Source organism: Enterobacter sp. 6722112, assembly GCF_058661685.1.
In genome coordinates this window covers 444,256-463,467 of sequence record NZ_JBZWGR010000007.1, presented here as the reverse complement: position 1 = coordinate 463,467, position 19,212 = coordinate 444,256, and the positions used below count along the sequence as shown (strand labels likewise).

18 protein-coding genes are annotated in these 19,212 nt (G+C 56.7%); 5 read left to right on the top strand and 13 right to left on the bottom strand.

All coding sequences use genetic code 11. The features are described from left to right. Positions 1-33 precede the first annotated feature (33 nt). Positions 34-1,035 carry a zinc-binding alcohol dehydrogenase family protein gene (locus AC4OVU_RS03815; protein WP_032652513.1) on the top strand — a complete coding sequence of 334 codons (1,002 nt, stop codon included), beginning with the start codon at positions 34-36 and terminating at the stop codon, positions 1,033-1,035. 85 nt (positions 1,036-1,120) lie between these two features. Here AC4OVU_RS03815 and nadR read toward each other — a convergent pair whose 3' ends face one another. The 3 genes from nadR to serB form a co-directional block, all read right to left on the bottom strand. Then, positions 1,121-2,353 carry a multifunctional transcriptional regulator/nicotinamide-nucleotide adenylyltransferase/ribosylnicotinamide kinase NadR gene (gene nadR / locus AC4OVU_RS03810; protein ID WP_045344445.1) on the bottom strand — a complete coding sequence of 411 codons (1,233 nt, stop codon included), beginning with the start codon at positions 2,351-2,353 and terminating at the stop codon, positions 1,121-1,123. A 35-nt stretch (positions 2,354-2,388) separates the two neighbouring features. Further along, complete coding sequence (radA, locus tag AC4OVU_RS03805; RefSeq protein ID WP_017383829.1) at positions 2,389-3,774, bottom strand: DNA repair protein RadA; 1,386 nt, start codon at positions 3,772-3,774, stop codon at positions 2,389-2,391. Positions 3,775-3,849: 75 nt separating this feature from the next. Further along, complete coding sequence (gene serB / locus AC4OVU_RS03800; RefSeq protein WP_003856524.1) at positions 3,850-4,818, bottom strand: phosphoserine phosphatase; 969 nt, start codon at positions 4,816-4,818, stop codon at positions 3,850-3,852. Positions 4,819-4,935: 117 nt separating this feature from the next. Here serB and AC4OVU_RS03795 point away from each other — a divergent pair, with 117 nt between their 5' ends. Continuing rightward, a complete protein-coding gene (locus tag AC4OVU_RS03795) occupies positions 4,936-5,580 on the top strand; it encodes a YtjB family periplasmic protein (protein WP_015572615.1) in 645 nt (214 codons plus the stop codon). Between the two features lie 39 nt (positions 5,581-5,619). Beyond that, positions 5,620-6,636 carry a lipoate--protein ligase gene (lplA, locus tag AC4OVU_RS03790; RefSeq protein WP_110292492.1) on the top strand — a complete coding sequence of 339 codons (1,017 nt, stop codon included), beginning with the start codon at positions 5,620-5,622 and terminating at the stop codon, positions 6,634-6,636. A gap of 85 nt (positions 6,637-6,721) precedes the next feature. Here lplA and deoD read toward each other — a convergent pair whose 3' ends face one another. The 4 genes from deoD to deoC all read right to left on the bottom strand — a co-directional run bounded on the left by deoD (position 6,722) and on the right by deoC (position 11,045). Next, positions 6,722-7,441: a purine-nucleoside phosphorylase gene (gene deoD / locus AC4OVU_RS03785; protein ID WP_003856538.1), complete on the bottom strand. Its 720-nt coding sequence runs from the start codon at positions 7,439-7,441 to the stop codon at positions 6,722-6,724. Positions 7,442-7,566: 125 nt separating this feature from the next. Continuing rightward, on the bottom strand, positions 7,567-8,790 hold the full coding sequence (gene deoB / locus AC4OVU_RS03780) for a phosphopentomutase (protein ID WP_003856540.1): 1,224 nt from the start codon (positions 8,788-8,790) through the stop codon (positions 7,567-7,569). A gap of 53 nt (positions 8,791-8,843) precedes the next feature. After that, positions 8,844-10,166 carry a thymidine phosphorylase gene (deoA, locus tag AC4OVU_RS03775; protein WP_017383831.1) on the bottom strand — a complete coding sequence of 441 codons (1,323 nt, stop codon included), beginning with the start codon at positions 10,164-10,166 and terminating at the stop codon, positions 8,844-8,846. A gap of 99 nt (positions 10,167-10,265) precedes the next feature. Next, complete coding sequence (gene deoC, locus AC4OVU_RS03770; protein ID WP_023303054.1) at positions 10,266-11,045, bottom strand: deoxyribose-phosphate aldolase; 780 nt, start codon at positions 11,043-11,045, stop codon at positions 10,266-10,268. A 262-nt stretch (positions 11,046-11,307) separates the two neighbouring features. On the opposite strand from deoC, the gene AC4OVU_RS03765 reads away from it, so the two are divergent. Continuing rightward, positions 11,308-12,843: a YjjI family glycine radical enzyme gene (locus AC4OVU_RS03765; protein ID WP_110292491.1), complete on the top strand. Its 1,536-nt coding sequence runs from the start codon at positions 11,308-11,310 to the stop codon at positions 12,841-12,843. Beyond that, positions 12,818-13,678, top strand: coding sequence for a YjjW family glycine radical enzyme activase (locus AC4OVU_RS03760; RefSeq protein WP_110292490.1), 861 nt, complete (start codon positions 12,818-12,820; stop codon positions 13,676-13,678). The genes AC4OVU_RS03765 and AC4OVU_RS03760 overlap by 26 nt, the downstream gene beginning before the upstream one ends. Here the strand turns inward: AC4OVU_RS03760 and AC4OVU_RS03755 are convergent. From AC4OVU_RS03755 to yjjG, 6 genes are all read right to left on the bottom strand, one after another. Beyond that, positions 13,673-14,455: a TatD family hydrolase gene (locus AC4OVU_RS03755; protein WP_110292489.1), complete on the bottom strand. Its 783-nt coding sequence runs from the start codon at positions 14,453-14,455 to the stop codon at positions 13,673-13,675. The genes AC4OVU_RS03760 and AC4OVU_RS03755 overlap by 6 nt on opposite strands. Further along, the gene (locus AC4OVU_RS03750) at positions 14,452-15,504 is read right to left on the bottom strand and encodes a patatin-like phospholipase family protein (RefSeq protein ID WP_003856550.1); all 1,053 of its coding nucleotides are present in this window, start codon (positions 15,502-15,504) and stop codon (positions 14,452-14,454) included. Before AC4OVU_RS03750 ends, AC4OVU_RS03755 begins: the two co-directional genes overlap by 4 nt. A gap of 122 nt (positions 15,505-15,626) precedes the next feature. Continuing rightward, a complete protein-coding gene (locus AC4OVU_RS03745; protein WP_003856556.1) occupies positions 15,627-15,788 on the bottom strand; it encodes a DUF1328 domain-containing protein in 162 nt (53 codons plus the stop codon). Positions 15,789-15,913: 125 nt separating this feature from the next. Beyond that, positions 15,914-16,531, bottom strand: coding sequence for a molecular chaperone OsmY (gene osmY, locus AC4OVU_RS03740; RefSeq protein WP_015572610.1), 618 nt, complete (start codon positions 16,529-16,531; stop codon positions 15,914-15,916). A 303-nt stretch (positions 16,532-16,834) separates the two neighbouring features. Next, on the bottom strand, positions 16,835-18,424 hold the full coding sequence (gene prfC / locus AC4OVU_RS03735; protein ID WP_006810210.1) for a peptide chain release factor 3: 1,590 nt from the start codon (positions 18,422-18,424) through the stop codon (positions 16,835-16,837). A gap of 92 nt (positions 18,425-18,516) precedes the next feature. Beyond that, positions 18,517-19,194, bottom strand: a complete 678-nt coding sequence (yjjG, locus tag AC4OVU_RS03730) for a pyrimidine 5'-nucleotidase (protein WP_110292488.1) — start codon at positions 19,192-19,194, stop codon at positions 18,517-18,519. Positions 19,195-19,212: the final 18 nt, after the last annotated feature.

Sequence of the window (19,212 nt, the reverse complement as noted above, 5' to 3'; positions counted from 1 at the left end):
CTCAACAAAACGCATGCCATTGAGGAGCACACCATGTCAGTGAAAGCCATTGCCGTTAACCCGGAAAATCCGTCCACCTTCGTTGAAATCACTCCGCCGATGCCGCAGCCCGGTGAACACGATCTGCTGGTGGAGGTAAAAGCCGTCTCCGTAAACCCGGTGGACACCAAGGTACATGCAGGCATTGCCAAAAGCGGACTGAAGGAGCCGCGCATTCTCGGGTGGGATGCCAGCGGTATCGTACAAGCCGTTGGGGCTGGCGTCACCGGATTCAAACCGGGTGACGAAGTGTGGTACGCGGGGGATATCACCCGTCCGGGCAGTAATACCACGCACCAGCTGATCGATGCGCGCATTGTCGGGCACAAGCCTGCAAGCCTTGACTGGGCCGCCGCGGCTGCATTGCCGCTGACGGCGCTCACCGCGTGGGAAGGCCTGTTTGAACGGCTGAAGATTCAGGATGCCGACGCAGATAAAACGCTGCTGATAATTGGCGGCGCGGGTGGAGTCGGATCGCTGGCGATCCCGTTTGCGAAGCACAACAGCAAGGTGAAGATCGTCGCAACCGCTTCACGAGAAGATTCCGCCCGGTGGTGTCGCGATCGCGGGGCTGACATTGTTGTAAATTACCACGACCTGAAGGGAGAACTGGCGAAACAGGGGCTCACCTTTGTGGATTACATTTTTATCCTCAACGATACCGACGGGCACTGGGATGCGGTCAGCGATCTGATTGCCCCTCAGGGAGACATTTGTTCCATCGTTGAAAACGCGCATCCGCTGAACCAGGACAAGCTGAAGTCCAAATCTGCCGCCCTGCACTGGGAATTTATGTACACCCGTAGCATGTACCAGACCACGGATATGGCGCGTCAGGGTGAGATTTTAGATGAGGTGGCGAAGCTGGTGGATAACGGCGTGGTGGAAAGCTCGCTCAGCGAAACGCTGCACGGGCTAAGCGTGGAAAGCATTACCGAAGCGCACCGCAGGGTGCTGGAGGGGCATATGCGTGGGAAGGTGGTGGTTGAGTATTGAGTGTGGACTGATTCCCTCACCCCGGCCCTCTCCCAAAGGGAGAGGGCGATTAAAGCCCCCTCTCCTGGTGGGAGAGGGGAAGTTATTAACCCTGCTCCCCCATCATCTCCTTCACCAGCTCGACGCAGCGCAGGAAGCGGGAGTCGTAGTCCGACTCTTCCACATGTACAAACTCAACGTTGTTCTCGTTAAGCATCTCTACCAGCATGGTCTGGAACTCCCGCCTGTCCACCGAGCTGCCCAGGCTGCGCATGCCGTCGGCCACCCACGGGGTATTGTTTTCCAGCAGGATCACCAGGTCAAAGCGGTATTCGTCAATCAGCGCCTGCACAAACGGGTGCTCGCGCCCTTCGTACTTTTTGCAGAACGCCTGCGTGGTGACGAAATCGGTATCAATAAAGGCGACTTTATTGGCGTATTTCACCGCAAAATCAATGTACTGGGCATGACCGAGCGCGATTTTATCGTAGTCGGAATACTGCAACGCCATCTCGTCGCCGCCAAGGTGTGAGAAGACGTAATCGCGACCATACTCCCACGCACTGGTGGTATTGAAGATGTTCGCCAGCTTATTTACCAGCGTCGATTTCCCGCTCGACTCGCCGCCGAGGATCGCCACCGTACGCACGAAGAACGGCTTCACCTCGGTCGGGATGTAGTCCCAGTAACGGAACGGGTTCTCGCGGATCTGCGCCCCACTGATGTTCATGAAGGTGCGTTTAGGATCGATCAGCACCGTCTCGATGCCCAGATGCTCGCGGAACTGCGGCGCGTCGGACTCTTCAGAGGTGTAGATCCAGTTAGGCGCAATGCCCTTCTCTTCCATAAACGCTTTGACGCCGTTGCTCCACACGTCCCAGCCGTGCGGATACGGCTCCATGCCCTCTTCGTTAAAGGCATGAATACGAATATTTTTCTGATATTTAAAGGTCTGAAGCAGCCAGCGCAGGCGGTCCGGCACGGTGGGCTGCTGCGACATGGCGCTGTCTTCAAACAGCTGGCGATCGCGGGTTTCATCATAACCCATGATGATATGCAGTTCGTCGACCTGGCTACAGGCGCGCTGGATCAGATAGATATGCCCGGTATGCAGCGGGTAGAACTTACCGAACACCACGCCAATGTTCTTTTGCATCCGCGGAAATTCAAGCCCCAGAAAACGGTGCAGCGCTTCCAGCTTCTGCGCGCTGGGGCTTTTGATTTTGGCGTTCAGCAGTTGGCTCAGGTAGCCCTTGGTCATGCCGCTGGCGTCCGCCACCTGCTGCAACGTGCAGCCCTTCTGGCGGATAGCGGTCTTGATGTAGTCAAATGATGACATAAATTACGGTGCCTCCTGCAAAATCGAATACGTAATTATAAGTCGTCAAAGACATTTAACGCATCTGCAAGTTTTTTAACGCCAAAAACCTGCATCCCTTCCGGAATTTTTTTCGGCACGTTGGCGGCCGGAACAATCGCGCGGCGGAAGCCATGTTTTGCCGCTTCGGAGATACGCTCCTGACCGCTCGGCACCGGGCGGATCTCGCCGGCCAACCCTACCTCACCAAATACCACCAGATCCTGCGGCAACGGTCTGTCGCGCAGGCTGGAGACCATTGCCAGCAGCAGCGCCAGGTCCGCGCTGGTTTCCGTAACCTTCACCCCACCAACCACGTTGACGAACACATCCTGATCCGCCATTTGCAGACCGCCGTGACGGTGCAGCACCGCCAGCAGGATCGCCAGGCGGTTCTGTTCCAGACCGACCGCCACGCGCCGCGGGTTGCCCATCATCGATTGATCCACCAGCGCCTGAATTTCAACCAGCAGCGGACGCGTCCCCTCCCACAGCACCATCACCGAACTACCGGACGTGATCTCGTCGCCACGGCTCAGGAAGATGGCCGACGGGTTGCTGACTTCGCGAAGCCCCTGCTCGGTCATGGCAAACACGCCCAGCTCATTCACCGCGCCAAAGCGGTTTTTATGGCTGCGCAGGGTACGAAAACGGGAATCCGCATCGCCATCGAGCATCACCGAGCAGTCGATACAGTGTTCAAGCACTTTCGGTCCCGCCAGCGAGCCGTCTTTGGTCACATGACCAACCATTACAATCGCCACGCCGCGCGTTTTGGCAAAGCGCGTCAGGTAGGCCGCGGTTTCACGCACCTGCGCCACGCTTCCCGGTGACGACTGAATGTCAGCCATATGCATCACCTGAATGGAGTCAATCACCATCAGCTTCGGCTGCTCTTCTTCGGCGATCATGCAGATCTGCTCGATGCTGGTTTCCGAAAGCATATTCAGATTGCCGGTCGGCAGGCCGAGGCGGTGCGCGCGCATCGCCACCTGCTGAAGTGATTCTTCCCCCGTGACGTACAGGGTTTTCATCTGTTCGGCTAGCTTGCAGAGCGTTTGCAGCAGCAGGGTCGATTTACCCGCGCCCGGGTTACCGCCGATCAGAATGGCGCTGCCCGGCACTACGCCACCGCCGAGCACGCGGTCAAATTCTTTGAATCCGGTGGAAAAGCGCGGCAGCGCTTCCAGGCTGATATCCGAAAGTTTTTGTACCTTCGACACGCCTGCATTGCCCGCATAGCCGCTCAGCCGTTCATTGCGGGCCACGCTCGGCGAAGCCGCCACACCACGCACTTCGGTGATGGTGTTCCAGGCATGACAGGCGCTGCATTGCCCCTGCCAGCGCGGATAATCCGCACCACATTCATTACAGACAAATGCGCGTTTTGGAGCTTTCGCCACGGTTTACCTCGTTATTTCTGTGCGGTCTGCGCGCCGGGTGGCGCTGACGCTTACCCGGCCTACAAAAGCAGGCCGCTATTTTTGATTAATGCTGCCGGAGAGAATGCAGAACACCCCCATCAGATCAGCATGACGGATAGTGACTTCCGTCTTTTCATTCACTTTCGGCTTGGCATGGTAGGCAATACCCAGCCCGGCAACTTTGATCATCGGCAGATCGTTCGCGCCATCGCCGATGGCGACGGTCTGCTCGACCGGAATGGCATATTTCTCCGCCAGACGCGTCAGCGTATTGGCTTTGTACTGCGCGTCCACGATGTCGCCGATGACCTGTCCGGTGAGTTTGCCGTCCATGATCTCCAGCTCGTTTGCCACCACGGTGGTCAGACGCAGCTTGTCACGCAGGTAGTCGGCAAAGAAGGTGAACCCGCCGGAGGCAATCGCCACTTTCCAGCCGAGCGTCTCCAGCTTGAGCACCAGCTGCGTCAGCCCAGGCATCAGGGGCAGTTCATCGCGCACCTGACGCAAAATGTTAGCATCGGCCCCCTTCAGGGTCGCCACGCGCTGTCTCAGGCTGGCGGTAAAATCCAGCTCGCCGCGCATCGCGCGCTCGGTGACTTCCGCCACCAGCTCGCCGCTGCCCGCCAGTTTAGCAATCTCGTCAATACATTCGATCTGAATGGCGGTGGAGTCCATGTCCATTACCAGCAGGCCGGGCGTTTTCAGGTGCGGAATTTTGCCGAGGGGGGCAACGTCCAGCCCGGCGTCGTGCGCCAGACGCGTGGCGCGCTGCGTCAGGGAACCCGCCAGGCGAATAACCTGATAATCTTCCACGCACCAGGCCGCAACGATGACCATCGCTGCGCCCAGTTTGGTTTGATACTGGGTGAGGCGTTGCTTATCCAGGCCGCGTCCGTACAGCAGCCAGCCGCTACGGCCAGCGTGGTAATCGAGAGGCATCACCTCATCGCCACTTAAAGAGAGCGGCAATCCTGGCCATAAAGAGACATCCGTTGGCAGGTCGCACCAGGTAATGTTCGGCATTGAAGCTCCTGTAATTTCGTTCGCGCCGGAAGGTTCCAGAGGGAAAATAACGCATGAGGCTACCCTGTAACCATCACTTCTGGCAACATTAAGCCGTAAATTTTAAGCAGGTGGAATATGGCTCGCGCAAAACTGAAATTCCGGCTTCATCGCGCCGTGATTGTCCTGATCTGTCTCGCACTATTAGTGGCGCTGATGCAGGGGGCATCCTGGTTTAGCCAGAATCACCAACGACAGCGTAACCCGCAGTTTGAGGAACTGGCCCGGACGCTGGCGCGCCAGGTGACGCTCAACGTTGCGCCGTCTATGCGTACCGAAACGCCGGATGATAAGCGGATAGCCCAGGTATTGCGCCAGCTTACGGAAAACAGCCGCATTCTGGATGCAGGCGTGTACGATGAACAGGGCGACCTGATTGCCCGCGCGGGTGAGCATGTCGACGTGCGTGACAGGCTGGCGCTGGATGGCAAAAAAGCCGGTGGTTATTTCAACCAACAAATCGTCGAACCCATTCAGGGCAAGAATGGTCCGCTCGGCTATTTACGTCTGACACTCGACACCCACACCCTGCCAACCGAAGCCAAACAGGTGGATAACACCACCAATATTTTGCGCCTGATGCTGCTGCTCTCGCTGGCGATTGGCGTGGTACTGGCACGTACGTTGCTCCAGGGCAAGCGCACCCGCTGGCAGCAGTCGCCGTTCCTGTTAACCGCCAGCAAGTCGGTTCCCGAAGAGGAAGAGAGCGAGAAGAAAGAATAGTGATAAAGTAGGCGGATGATTCGGAAAAGGAACTCTGCCATGTCGACGTTACGCCTGCTAATCTCTGACTCTTACGATCCCTGGTTTAACCTGGCGGTGGAAGAGTGCATCTTCCGCCAGATGCCTGCCACCCAGCGCGTCCTGTTTCTCTGGCGCAACGCCGATACGGTCGTTATTGGTCGCGCGCAAAATCCGTGGAAAGAGTGTAACACCCGCCGTATGGAAGAGGACAACGTCCGCCTGGCGCGCCGCAGCAGCGGCGGCGGTGCGGTGTTTCACGATCTGGGCAACACCTGCTTTACCTTTATGGCGGGCAAGCCGGAATACGACAAAACCATCTCGACCTCCATTGTGCTTAACGCGCTCAATTCACTCGGCGTGACGGCTGAAGCCTCGGGACGTAACGATCTGGTCGTGAAAACGCCTGAAGGCGACCGGAAAGTGTCAGGCTCAGCCTACCGCGAAACGATGGATCGCGGATTCCACCACGGCACACTATTGCTGAATGCCGATCTGAGCCGTCTGGCAAACTATCTGAACCCGGACAAGAAAAAGCTCCAGGCCAAAGGCATTACCTCCGTGCGCGGTCGCGTGGCGAATCTGGTGGAGCTCCTGCCGGGGATTACCCATGAGCGCATTTGCGATGCGATCCGCGAGGCCTTTTTCAGGCATTACGGTGAACGCGTAGAAGCCGAGGTGATTTCTCCGGATAAAACCCCGGATCTGCCAAACTTCGCGGAAACCTTCGCCCGCCAGAGCAGCTGGGAGTGGAATTTCGGTCAGGCACCGGCGTTTTCACACCTGCTGGATGAGCGATTTACCTGGGGCGGCGTTGAGCTGCACTTTGACGTCGAGAAAGGCCATATCTCTCGTACCCAGGTATTTACGGATAGTCTTAATCCGGTACCGTTAGAAGCGCTGGCTGCACGTTTGCAGGGCTGTCTCTATCGGGCAGATATGCTGCAACAGGAGTGTGACGCGTTACGTGTTGATTTTCCGGAACAGGAACAAGAGTTGCGGGAGTTATCGGCGTGGATTGCGCAGGCAGTACGCTAATAAAAAAGCCCGCTGGCGCTCTGCTTAGCGGGCCTGGAAAACCGCTGGCCGGGTCAGGCGAAGCCGCCACCCGGCACAACAGGTATTACTCTTTATCGCCGAGCAGAACGGATTCCAGCGCGATTTTGATCATGTCGTTGAAGGTGGTCTGACGCTCGGCAGCGGTAGTCTGCTCGTGGGTACGGATGTGGTCAGACACGGTGCAGATGGTCAGCGCTTTCGCACCGAATTCAGCCGCCACGCCGTAGATACCGGCCGCTTCCATTTCCACGCCCAGAATGCCGTATTTTTCCATCACGTCGAACATGTCGCCTTCAGGCGAGTAGAACAGATCGGCAGAGAACAGGTTGCCCACGCGCGCGTCAACGCCCAGCGCTTTTGCCGCGTCAACCGCGTTACGCACCATGTCAAAGTCAGCGATGGCCGCAAAGTCATGATCTTTAAAGCGGATGCGGTTGACTTTAGAGTCGGTGCACGCGCCCATGCCGATCACCACGTCACGCAGCTTAACGTCCATGCGCACCGCGCCGCAGGAGCCAACACGGATGATTTTCTTCACGCCGAAATCGGTGATCAGCTCTTTGGTGTAGATGGAGCAGGATGGGATACCCATGCCGTGACCCATCACGGAGATTTTGCGGCCTTTATAGGTGCCGGTGAAGCCCAGCATGCCGCGCACGTTGTTCACTTCACGCACGTCTTCGAGGAAGGTTTCTGCAATGTGCTTCGCGCGCAGCGGGTCGCCCGGCATCAATACGACGTCAGCGAAATCACCCATTTCTGCATTAATGTGAGGAGTTGCCATCTTCAGTTCCTTTTACATTGTTGTTTTTGCCGGGTGGCGGCTACGCCTTACCCGGCCTACATTCTGTTCTCCCTCTCCCTGTGGGAGAGGGCCGGGGTGAGGGCATCAGGCCGCACCCAATCCGCTTAGAACATAGCCTTGCCATATTCCATGTCAGACGTACCAAAGTATTTCGCAATCGTCTGGCCGATGTCCGCGAAGGTTTCACGGTGACCCAGCGAGCCCGGTTTGACTTTCGGGCCGTACACCAGCACCGGAATATGCTCACGGGTGTGGTCGGTACCGGTCCAGGTCGGGTCACAGCCATGGTCAGCGGTCAGGATCAGAATGTCATCTTCCCCCACCAGCTCCATCAGCTCTGGCAGACGGCGGTCAAACAGCTCCAGACCCGCAGCATACCCGGCGACGTCGCGACGGTGGCCCCAGGAGGAGTCGAAGTCCACGAAGTTGGTGAAGACAATGGTCTTATCGCCCGCTTCTTTCATCTCTTTGATGGTGGCGTCGAACAGCGCATCCAGACCGGTCGCTTTGACCTTTTTGGTAATGCCGCAGTTGGCGTAAATGTCCGCGATTTTACCCACGGAAACCACGTGGCCGTCTTTCTCGTCGACGAGTTTTTGCAGCACGGTCGGCGCCGGTGGCTCCACGGCCAGATCGTGACGGTTGCCGGTACGCTGGAAGTTACCCGCTTTGTCGCCAATAAACGGACGCGCGATAACGCGGCCAATGTTGTAGCCGCCTTCGGTCAGCTCTTCACGGGCGATCTCGCACAGCTCGTACAGTTTATCCAGGCCAAACGTCTCTTCATGGCAGGCGATCTGGAACACGGAGTCAGCAGAGGTATAGAAAATCGGCTTGCCGGTTTTCATATGCTCTTCGCCGAGCTGATCCAGAATCACGGTACCGGAAGAGTGGCAATTGCCGAGGTAGCCCGGCAGGTTGGCGCGCTTCACCAGCTTATCGAGCAGCTCCTGCGGGAAGCTGTTCTCGTGATCGGAGAAGTAGCCCCAGTCAAACAGCACCGGCACGCCGGCAATTTCCCAGTGACCGGACGGAGTATCTTTCCCGGAAGAGAGCTCGTGCGCCCACGCGTAGGCGCCCACCACTTCCGCGTTACCGTCCATACCGGCTGCGATCTTACCGGTAGAGCCTTCATGCGCTTTTACCAGCCCCAGACGGGTCAGGTTTGGCAGGTTCAGAGGGCCTTTACGACCGTTGTCCGCTTCGCCTTTTGCACAGGCTTCCGCGATGTGACCCAGGGTATCGGAACCCACGTCACCAAATCGTTCTGCATCTTCGGTTGCGCCGATGCCGAATGAGTCCAGCACCATAATAAATGCACGTTTCATAATTGTTCTCCGTACTTAGTGCTTCATAAAAATGCGATCAGATCAGTATACCGCTATTCAGTGATACGACGATAGACCGTCGGTGTGGTTTCCGGTGCTTTATCGTCAAGAGATATTGCCGCCTTCACCGCTTTCGCCGCGTCCTGCCAGCTGGCTTCATCTTTCGCGTGGATCACCGCCAGCGGACGTTGGCCGTCAACGCTGTCGCCCAGACGGGCCATATCGGTAAAGCCGACGCTGTAATCAATGGTGTCCGATGCCTGACGACGACCGCCGCCCATAGACACAACAGCCATGCCGAGCGCGCGGGTATCCATAGCCGAGACAAAGCCTTCGCTGTCCGCATAGACCGCTTTGCTGAGCATCGCGGTGGGCAGGTATTTCGCGTAGTTTTCCACGAAGTCGGTCGGGCCTTTCTGCGCCGCCACCATCCGACCAAAGATCTCCGCCGCTTTGCCGTTGTCCAGCACCGCCTGAAGCTTCGCGCGGGCTTCCGCGTCGTCTTTGGCCAACTTGCCGGAGATTAACATCTCAACGCACAGCGCCATGGTGACATCGAACAGGCGCGGGTTACGGTATTCGCCTGTGAGGAACTGCACGGCCTCACGGACTTCAACCGCGTTACCGGCGCTGGAGGCTAGCACCTGGTTCATGTCCGTCAGCAGTGCAGTGGTGCGCACGCCCGCGCCGTTGGAGACGCCAACGATCGCTTCGGCCAGCGCCTCAGAGAGTTCATAGGTTGGCATAAACGCGCCGCTGCCCACTTTCACATCCATCACCAGCGCATCCAGACCTTCCGCCAGTTTTTTGGCAAGGATAGAGGCGGTGATCAGCGGGATGGAGTCTACGGTCGCGGTAATGTCACGCGTCGCGTAGAAACGCTTGTCAGCCGGAGCAAGAGAGCTGGTCTGGCCGATAATCGCCACGCCAACGTCTTTAATAATGTCGCGGAAGCGGTTGTCATCCGGGAAGATATCGAAGCCCGGAATGGCTTCCAGTTTGTCGAGCGTACCGCCGGTATGACCCAGGCCGCGCCCGGAAATCATCGGGATGTAACCGCCACAGGCCGCCACCATTGGGCCGAGCATCAGAGACGTCACGTCGCCCACGCCGCCGGTGGAGTGTTTGTCCACAATCGGGCCGTTGAGGTTGAGGCTTTTCCAGTCCAGAACGGTTCCTGAATCTCGCATCGCCATGGTCAGCGACACGCGCTCAGGCATCGACATATCGTGGAAGAAAATGGTCATCGCCAGAGCCGCAATCTGCCCTTCAGAGATGGTGTTATCACGAATGCCATTGATAAAAAAGCGGATTTCTTCGTCGCTTAATGCATGACCATCACGTTTTTTACGAATAATTTCTTGTGCGAGAAACACGGTAACCTCCATGCGGAATCGGGTGAATGGCGGCGGATATGTTGACCCGCCCTACGATCCTGTAGGCCGGGTTAGCGTAGCGCCACCCGGCAATTCAACTTAGTAGCTGCTTGCGCTCTTACCGTCACCGTGACCCAGCGCTTTCAGCAGGCTGGCCAGCAGGCTGGACGCGCCGAAGCGGTAGTGGCGGGAATCAGCCCAGTCGGCGCCGAACAGCTCGTCGGCAATCGCCAGGAACTGCTGCGCGTCTTCCGCGGTACGCACGCCGCCCGCCGGTTTGAAGCCAACGGTTTTGGACACGCCCATATCACGGATGACTTCCATCATGATGCGTGCGCTTTCCGGGGTAGCGTTGACCGGCACTTTACCGGTAGAGGTTTTAATGAAATCCGCGCCCGCTTTGATAGAGATTTCAGACGCTTTACGAATCAGCGCCTCTTCTTTCAGCTCGCCGGTTTCGATGATCACTTTAAGCAGCACGTTTGCCGCCGCACACGCGTCTTTACAGGCTTTCACCAGGTCAAAACCGACCTGCTCGTTGCCGGCGATCAGCGCGCGGTACGGGAATACCACGTCAACTTCGTCTGCGCCGTACGCAATCGCCGCGCGGGTTTCTGCCAGCGCGATGTCGATATCGTCATTGCCGTGCGGGAAGTTGGTTACGGTGGCAATGCGCACGTCCGGCGTGCCCTGCTCTTTCAGCGTTTTGCGGGCAATCGGGATGAAGCGCGGATAGATACAGACGGCGGCGGTGTTACCCACTGGCGTTTTCGCCTGATGGCACAGGGCGATGACTTTTTCATTGGTGTCGTCATCGTTCAGGGTGGTCAGGTCCATCAGTTTCAACGCGCGCAGGCTGCTTGCAGTTAAATCGGTCATAACATTCTCCAACGGCAGTGCCGTATAAATTTTACCTTGCGGGTCTGTGAGTATTCTAACATTCACCCGCATCCACACTTCGACATTCATCACAGTTAATGAAAACTGTGTGCAAATTTGCATTACTGTAATGAGATCTTCTTCAAATTTTAGTGCGTTAATTGCTGACTAAATCGGCGATATCCCCTGTCTGATCAAAAGCGCCACCAGGCTGGCTTCCTACAATTCGTTCACTATCCGCAGAACAACCAAGGAAGTGAACATGCCCGACGCCCTGCAACAACGTTGCCAGCACATTGTGACCAGCCCGGTGTTAACCCCGGAACAAAAACGTCATTTTCTGGCGCTGGAAGCAGAGAACAATCTGCCCTATCCCGCTCTGCCAGAGGCGGCCCGGGCCGCGCTGGACGAGGGATTCATCTGCGACATGTTCGAAGGCCATGCGCCTTACAAACCGCGCTACGTGCTGCCGGACTACGCTAAATTTCTGGCTAACGGCTCAGAATGGCTGGAGCTGGAAGGGGCGAAAGATCTGGATGATGCCCTCTCGCTGCTCACTATCCTTTATCACCATGTTCCGTCCGTCACATCGATGCCGGTCTATCTGGGCCAGCTCGATGAGATACTCAGCCCCTATGTTAAAATTCTAACACAGGATGAAATCGATAGCCGAATAAAACGTTTCTGGCGTTACCTGGACAGAACCCTGCCCGATGCGTTTATGCATGCCAATATCGGCCCGGCGGATACGCCTGTCACCCGAGCCATCCTTCGCGCGGATGCCGAACTGAAGCAGGTTGCGCCGAACCTGACCTTTATCTACGACCCGGATGTAACCCCCAGCGATCTGCTGCTGAGCGTGGCGGAAAACATTTGTGAATGTAGTAAACCGCATATTTCTAATGGCCCGGTGAATGATAAAATTTTCACAAAAGGTCGCTATGGCGTGGTGAGCTGTTACAACTCCCTGCCGCTGGCGGGCGGCGGCAGCACGCTGGTGCGCCTTAACCTGAAAGCGATTGCGGAACACAGCCGCTCACCGGAAGACTTTTTCACCCGTACCCTTCCCCACTACTGCCAACAACAAATCGCGATCATCAATGCACGCTGCGATTTTCTATATGAACAATCCGGTTTCTTTGAGAATAGCTTCCTGGTGAAAGAGGGGCTGATTGATGCCGATCGCTTTGTGCCGATGTTTGGCATGTACGGTCTGGCCGAAGCGGTGAATGTGCTGTGCGAGAAAGCAGGCATTACGGGACGTTACGGTAAGAACGAACAGGCCAATGCGCTGGGCTACCGCATCAGTGAACAGCTTGCGGCGTTTGTTGAAAACACGTCGGTGAAACACGGCTGGCAGCACCGCGCGATGCTGCATGCCCAGTCTGGGATCAGTTCCGATTCTGGCACCACGCCGGGCGCGCGTCTGCCGTACGGCGACGAACCGGACCCAGTCAGCCACCTGCTGGCCGTGGCGCCGCACCATAAACACTATCATTCGGGGATCAGCGATATTCTCACCCTGGAGGAAACGGTTAAACGCAATCCTCAGGCTGTGGTGCAGCTGTGCCTGGGGGCGTTCAACGCCGGTATGCGTGAGTTCACCGCGAATGTAGCCGGAAACGACCTGGTGCGCGTCACCGGGTATATGGTGCGGCTCTCCGATCTGGAGAAATACCGGGAGGCCGGCTCGCGCACCAACACCACCTGGCTCGGCGAGGAGGCCGCGCGCAATACCCGTATTCTGGAACGTCAGCCGCGCGTGATAAGCCATGAACAGCAGATGCGCTTTAGTTAGTCAGGTCATACCCTTCTCCTGCGTTGACGGGCCGGGCAGCCGCCTGGCGTTGTTCCTCCAGGGCTGTAACCTGCGCTGCAAAACCTGCCACAACCCGTGGACGATAGGGCGCTGCAACGACTGCGGCGACTGTGTTCCCCACTGTCCTCATGATGCGCTGGCAATTCAGGCCGGGCGCGTCTGGTGGCAGGAGAGTCACTGTCAGCAGTGCGACACCTGTCTGCACCTGTGTCAGCAGCAGGCGACGCCGATGGCGCAGCGCTATAGCGTCGAGGAGATCCTCTCCCGGGTTCGCACGTCCGCGCCGTTTATTGAGGGCGTGACCGTCAGCGGGGGTGAGGCCACCACGCAGCTGCCGTTTTTGGTTGCGCTGTTCACCGCGATCAAAGCCGATCCGTCCCTGCGCCATCTGACGTGCCTGGTGGACAGCAACGGCCTGTTAAGCGAAACCGGCTGGCAAAAGCTGTTACCGGTGTTTGACGGCGCGATGGTGGATCTGAAAGCCTGGGGCAATGAACATCACCGTTTTCTGACCGGGCGCGAAAACACGCAGATCAAGCAGAGCATCCGCTGGCTGGCCGATCGTCATCGCCTGACGGAGCTGCGCCTGCTGGTGATCCCCGCTCGGTGTGATTATCTGCACCATCTGCCATCGCTGACCGCTTTTATCCACGCGTTGGGGAACGTTCCTGTGCGGATCAACGCGTTTCATGCTCATGGGGTTTACGGGGAGGCGGCGCGATGGCGGAGCGCCACGCCGGAGGACATCGAGCCGCTGGCGCAGGCCCTGGAACGGCAGCAGTTCACGGTGATCCGCCCGGCCCTTTATTTATAGCGTGATGCCGAAGACCACGCGGGTGTTTTCCAGCAGCGCGCTGGCAATCACATCTTCAGGCTCCTGACGCAGCTCACACAGCACATCAAAAACGCGCGCCGCCTGCTCCGGGCGGTTGGGCTGGCCCTGAAAACCATTCAGCGGCATGTCAGGCGCATCCGTTTCCAGCAGGAGCGAGGTCAGCGGGAGCTGCGCCATCACATCACGGGTTTTGCTGGCACGCGGATAGGTAATGGTGCCACCGACGCCAATCTTATAGCCCAGCTCAATAAAACGCTGCGCCTGCTGAAGGCTTCCAGCGAAACCATGGACCACGCCCCTGCGCGGCACGTCGATACGCTTCAGGTGCATCGCCAGTTTGTCATGGGTACGTCTGGAGTGGAGGATCACCGGCAGATCGTGGCGCTTTGCCAGCCGGAGCTGCGCATCCAGGATCGTCTGCTGGCGCTCAAACTGCGGATCTTCACGATAGAGATCGAGGCCGATCTCACCGATGGCAACCAGCTTCGTATCCGCATTTTGCAGCGTGGCATCCAGCCTGTCGAGATGGTCATCAAGATGGTGCTCAATAACGATCGGATGCAGACCCAGCGCGGCATACAGCGCATCGTGCTCCCGGGCAAGCGCCAGAACTTTGTCGAATCTCGCCGCTTCAATAGCGGGCACAATAATGACTCTCACACCGGCCTCAGCCGCGCGCGCAATACTTGATGTTTCCTCCCCGCTAAACGGCGGGAAATCAAAGTGGCAATGGGTATCGATAAAGCAGTGCGTCACGCCAGATCCTCGTTATCGAGTAAGCCATCGTTGGCCTGCGGCGCGTCCACCAGCGGCATCGCCACCGCGTCATTGGCCACAACGGCAGGCGGCAAAATGATGCTTTTATGCCGATGAAGAGGCGGTTGCTCCGCCAGCATTTTCCCGACGGTCGCCAGGAAGTAACGCCCGCACAGCCGCCCCGTTTTGTAATCCATACGCAACGCAGGCAGCCGACTGCCCAGCGCCATGCTCAACAGCGGCTTAGGCGGATAAATTTCAAAGATGCGCAGCTTGCCCGGTGGTTTTTCAATAAAACGCTGCATCGCGCCGTAGGTGGTTTCATGCTGCTTCGCGATATTCACCAGCGGTTGCAGGCTGCTGTCGCCCAGCCAGCGTTCCATCCGCTTAAACCACTGTGGGGTGTAATACATCTGCGAAGGCACCGTGCGGATCACCACAATGGTTTTTGCCCCGCGCCGCGCCGCCTCCTGTACCGGCACCGCGTCGCTGATACCGCCGTCAAGATAGCTTATCCCCTCCAGCAGGGCGCCGGTGCGGTAGAATCCCGGGATCGCGCTGGACGCGCGGATGATATCCAGCCAGTTCTCTTTCTGCGGCGAAAAGTAACCCGGCGAATAGTCATCGCCACGGCTGGCGCACATCCAGAACTCTTTGCCGGTATCGAACAGACGTGACGCGGTATCCATGGCCAGCGGCATCTGGCTGGAGGTAGCATCCAGTAACCAGTCGAGATCGATCAGGTTCCCGCCGCGTACGAAGCGTACCGGATTGAAGAATTCTTTGGAGGTGGTGTAGCGCATAATCACTTTGCGCGCATAGCCGGGCTGGTTGCAGACATAGGCGGAGAGGTTCTGCGCCCCGGCAGAGGTACCGAAATAGAGATCGAACGGGTTGAATTGTGCGCGCATAAATTCGTCAAGCACGCCGGCGGTAAAGATACCGCGCTGCCCTCCCCCTTCACAGACCAGCGCAAGCTGGCCTGCATGAAACGGTTTTAACGTCAGCGGCGCAATATTGCCGAGCGTAACGGGAATTCGTTGCCCCACCTCTGCCTTCCTGTTTTCATTATTTTGATGAGACACAGTAACGCACTTCCCCGGTGGTTCTCAAACGAGAAAAAGCCAGTCACGAGGACTGGCTTGAGTTTGTTTAGTAAATATTGCGTTTGCTACGGGCGACGTCGACCCGTAAACAGGCTGACCAGGAACAGAATAATACCGACGACGAAGACAATTTTCGCTGCCCATGCCGCGGTACCCGCCAGTCCACCAAAGCCCAATGCGGCGGCAATTAACGCGATAACCAGAAATATAATGCCCCAACGAAACATAAGCCTCTCCTTTACCATAGTTAATGTCGGCCGCTAAACGTGAGCGCTCAGGTCACTCACCGGCTTTTCCAGAATCGTTTTTATTTCGCCCGCGGTTTTCAGCCTGACGGGCGAATGGTACTGCTTTACTTCGTTTTCAGATCGTTTTTGACGCTTTTCACACCATCAATAGCTTTCGCAATTGACTCGGCACGATCGCTTTGTGCCTGATTCTCAACCGTACCGGACAGCTGGACCACACCATCGGTGGTTTCAACTTTCACCATACGGGATGGCACGATGTCGTCAGCTAACAGTTTAGCTTTGATTTCGCTGGTAGTTGCTGCATCTCCGGCATAGCCCTTCACCGACGATTCTTTGCTGTCACGTACGTGCAGTTTGTCGCTGACGGAGCTTACGCCCTCAACGCCTTTCGCCACTTTAACGGCTTCTTCGGCCTGGGTCTGGCTTTCAACGAAACCGCTCAGGGTGACAACCTTGTTGTCGGTTTTAACAGAAATATCGGTGCTCTTGATGGATTCGTGATCCACCAGTGCGGCTTTCACTTTTGCTGTGATTGAGCTGTCATCCATGAAATTACCGACTTTATTCATAGAGCTATCGATTTTTTCCCCTGCGGTATTGGCGGAATTTTGCGCTTTATCCATGGTGCTGGTTTCCGCCAGAGCAGAACCGCTTACCAGGACACTACCCAATGTTACAGCCAGCAGAGTTTTAGAAATCTTCAGTCTTGTCATATTCATCGATTTATTCCTGTGTTTTGCCCATTATTTGGGCGACATACTTCCCTAATCTTGGTTTTATATATTGCGAATTAACACCGGGGCAAAATGGAGAACCAATGGACATGCATTGAACAGTTAATTCATCCACGCCCGGTGCTAAACACTGAGTTAAATATAGATCACAATCAGAGGGGTGCATTCAGAATTGGGGAAAAAACGAACGAATAGCGAAAAATTGCGGTGAATTAAGAACATTCCGCAAGGGTTTAATAACACAGGAATTAAAGAAGAGCACGGCGGCTGCCGTGCTCTGAAAGGAAATTAATGCTCGCGCGTTTTGCGGAACTGAACATCAGGATAACGTTCCTGCGTCAGGTTCAGGTTTACCATGGTTGGGGCGATATAGGTCAGGTTATCGCCACCGTCCAGCGCCAGCTGAACTTCGTTCTTACGTTTAAATTCTTCGAATTTCTTCACGTCAGAACACTCAACCCAGCGCGCCGTCGCCACGTTCACCGATTCGTAAATCGCTTCCACGTTGTACTCGCTCTTAAGACGGGCAACCACCACGTCGAACTGGAGCACACCCACCGCGCCCACGATCAGATCGTTGTTGGCGATTGGGCGGAACACCTGTACCGCGCCCTCTTCGGAAAGCTGGACCAGGCCTTTCAGCAGCTGCTTCTGCTTCAGCGGATCGCGCAGGCGAATGCGGCGGAACAGTTCTGGCGCGAAGTTAGGGATACCGGTGAACTTCATCATTTCGCCTTGCGTGAAGGTATCGCCAATCTGAATGGTACCGTGGTTGTGTAAACCAATGATGTCACCCGGATAGGCTTCTTCTACATGCGAACGGTCACCCGCCATGAAGGTCAGCGCGTCGGAGATCACTACGTCTTTACCGATACGGACCTGACGCAGCTTCATGCCCTTTTCGTACTTACCGGAAACCACGCGCATAAAGGCGACGCGGTCGCGGTGTTTCGGGTCCATGTTGGCCTGAATTTTAAAGACGAAGCCGGAGAACTTCTCTTCCTTCGCTTCTACTTCGCGGGTGTCGGTTTTACGCGGCATCGGCTGCGGGGCCCACTCAACCAGACCGTCGAGCATATGGTCAACGCCGAAGTTGCCGAGTGCGGTACCGAAGAAGACCGGGGTAATTTCACCGCTCAGGAACAGCTCTCTGTCGAACTCATGCGACGCGCCTTTAACCAGCTCCAGCTCATCGCGCAGCTGGGCGGCCAGCTCTTCACCGACAGCGGCGTCCAGCTCCGGGTTGTCCAGACCTTTCACAATGCGGACTTCCTGAATGGTGTGGCCCTTACCGGTCTGGTACAGGTAGGTTTCGTCTTTATAGAGGTGGTAAACCCCTTTGAACAGCTTGCCGCAGCCAATCGGCCAGGTGATTGGCGCGCAGGCAATCTTCAGCTCGTTTTCCACTTCATCCATCAGTTCCATCGGATCACGGATGTCACGGTCGAGTTTGTTCATAAAGGTGAGGATCGGCGTATCGCGCAGACGGGTGACTTCCATCAGCTTGCGGGTACGATCTTCAACACCTTTCGCGGCGTCGATCACCATCAGGCAGCAGTCCACCGCCGTCAGCGTACGGTAGGTATCTTCGGAGAAGTCTTCGTGCCCCGGGGTGTCCAGCAGGTTCACCAGGCAGTCGTGATACGGGAACTGCATCACGGAGGTGGTAATCGAAATACCACGCTGCTTTTCCATCTCCATCCAGTCGGATTTAGCATGCTGGCTGGAGCCACGGCCTTTAACGGTACCCGCGGTCTGGATCGCCTGTCCGAACAGCAACACCTTCTCGGTGATGGTCGTTTTACCGGCATCCGGGTGCGAGATAATGGCAAAAGTGCGGCGTTTGGCCACCTCTTGCAGATAAGGAGACAACGTCATAATCAATTCTTCTTAGGTAAGCGCGGCAGCAGGCCGCGCATCATGGAATACGAAAAATGCGGCTATTTTACCCATCAACAGGGGGCAGGCAATCATTGTTTACACAGGAGTTGCTCCAGTTCGTTCAATGACGTAACGGTCCAGGTCGGCTCGATGCCTTCCGGCAGCGTGCGACCATGCGCATTCAGCCAGACGGTCGACAGGCCCGATCTCATACCTCCCAGAATATCAGATTCCGCCGTATCCCCCACCATCAGCACGCGATCGCGGTCAGGATTGCCCGCTTGCGCCAGCGCATAATCGAAAATACGCGGATCCGGCTTCGGTACGCCCACCTCTTCGGAGATCACCAGCGCGTCGAAATGATCGCGCAGGCCGGTGCGTTCAAGGCGGATCTGCTGAAGCGCGGTAAAGCCGTTGGTAATGATCCCAAGCTTCACCTTCCCTTTCAGCGAATCCAGCAGAGAAACGGCGCCGGGCAGCGGCGCGCAGATATCCGCCATCGCATTCAGGAAGGCCTCGTTCAGCGCCCCAGGACTGACGTTTAACCGTTCAGCCCACACGTCAAAACGCTGATGCTGAAGCTGTAACGCGGTGATGGCTCCGTTCTGGTAATCCACCCACAGCGGTTTGTTCACCGCCTGATAGTCCTGAAAATCTACCGCGGTGAACGTCACGCTATAGTCGAGAAACATCCGCTGTAGGCCGCCGAACGAGTCAAACGTAAACAGCGTTTCGTCGGCATCAAAGAAAATCCAGTCCCATTTCATCGTTACAACCTTATTTTC

Coding starts and splice junctions, on each gene's coding strand:
- AC4OVU_RS03815 (WP_032652513.1), top strand. CDS start 34: ATGTCAGTGAAAGCCATTGCCGTTAACCCGGAAAATCCGTCCACCTTC.
- nadR (WP_045344445.1), bottom strand. CDS start 2,353: ATGTCATCATTTGACTACATCAAGACCGCTATCCGCCAGAAGGGCTGC.
- serB (WP_003856524.1), bottom strand. CDS start 4,818: ATGCCGAACATTACCTGGTGCGACCTGCCAACGGATGTCTCTTTATGG.
- AC4OVU_RS03795 (WP_015572615.1), top strand. CDS start 4,936: ATGGCTCGCGCAAAACTGAAATTCCGGCTTCATCGCGCCGTGATTGTC.
- lplA (WP_110292492.1), top strand. CDS start 5,620: ATGTCGACGTTACGCCTGCTAATCTCTGACTCTTACGATCCCTGGTTT.
- deoD (WP_003856538.1), bottom strand. CDS start 7,441: ATGGCAACTCCTCACATTAATGCAGAAATGGGTGATTTCGCTGACGTC.
- deoB (WP_003856540.1), bottom strand. CDS start 8,790: ATGAAACGTGCATTTATTATGGTGCTGGACTCATTCGGCATCGGCGCA.
- deoC (WP_023303054.1), bottom strand. CDS start 11,045: ATGACCGATTTAACTGCAAGCAGCCTGCGCGCGTTGAAACTGATGGAC.
- AC4OVU_RS03765 (WP_110292491.1), top strand. CDS start 11,308: ATGCCCGACGCCCTGCAACAACGTTGCCAGCACATTGTGACCAGCCCG.
- AC4OVU_RS03760 (WP_110292490.1), top strand. CDS start 12,818: ATGAACAGCAGATGCGCTTTAGTTAGTCAGGTCATACCCTTCTCCTGC.
- AC4OVU_RS03745 (WP_003856556.1), bottom strand. CDS start 15,788: ATGTTTCGTTGGGGCATTATATTTCTGGTTATCGCGTTAATTGCCGCC.
- osmY (WP_015572610.1), bottom strand. CDS start 16,531: ATGAATATGACAAGACTGAAGATTTCTAAAACTCTGCTGGCTGTAACA.
- prfC (WP_006810210.1), bottom strand. CDS start 18,424: ATGACGTTGTCTCCTTATCTGCAAGAGGTGGCCAAACGCCGCACTTTT.
- yjjG (WP_110292488.1), bottom strand. CDS start 19,194: ATGAAATGGGACTGGATTTTCTTTGATGCCGACGAAACGCTGTTTACG.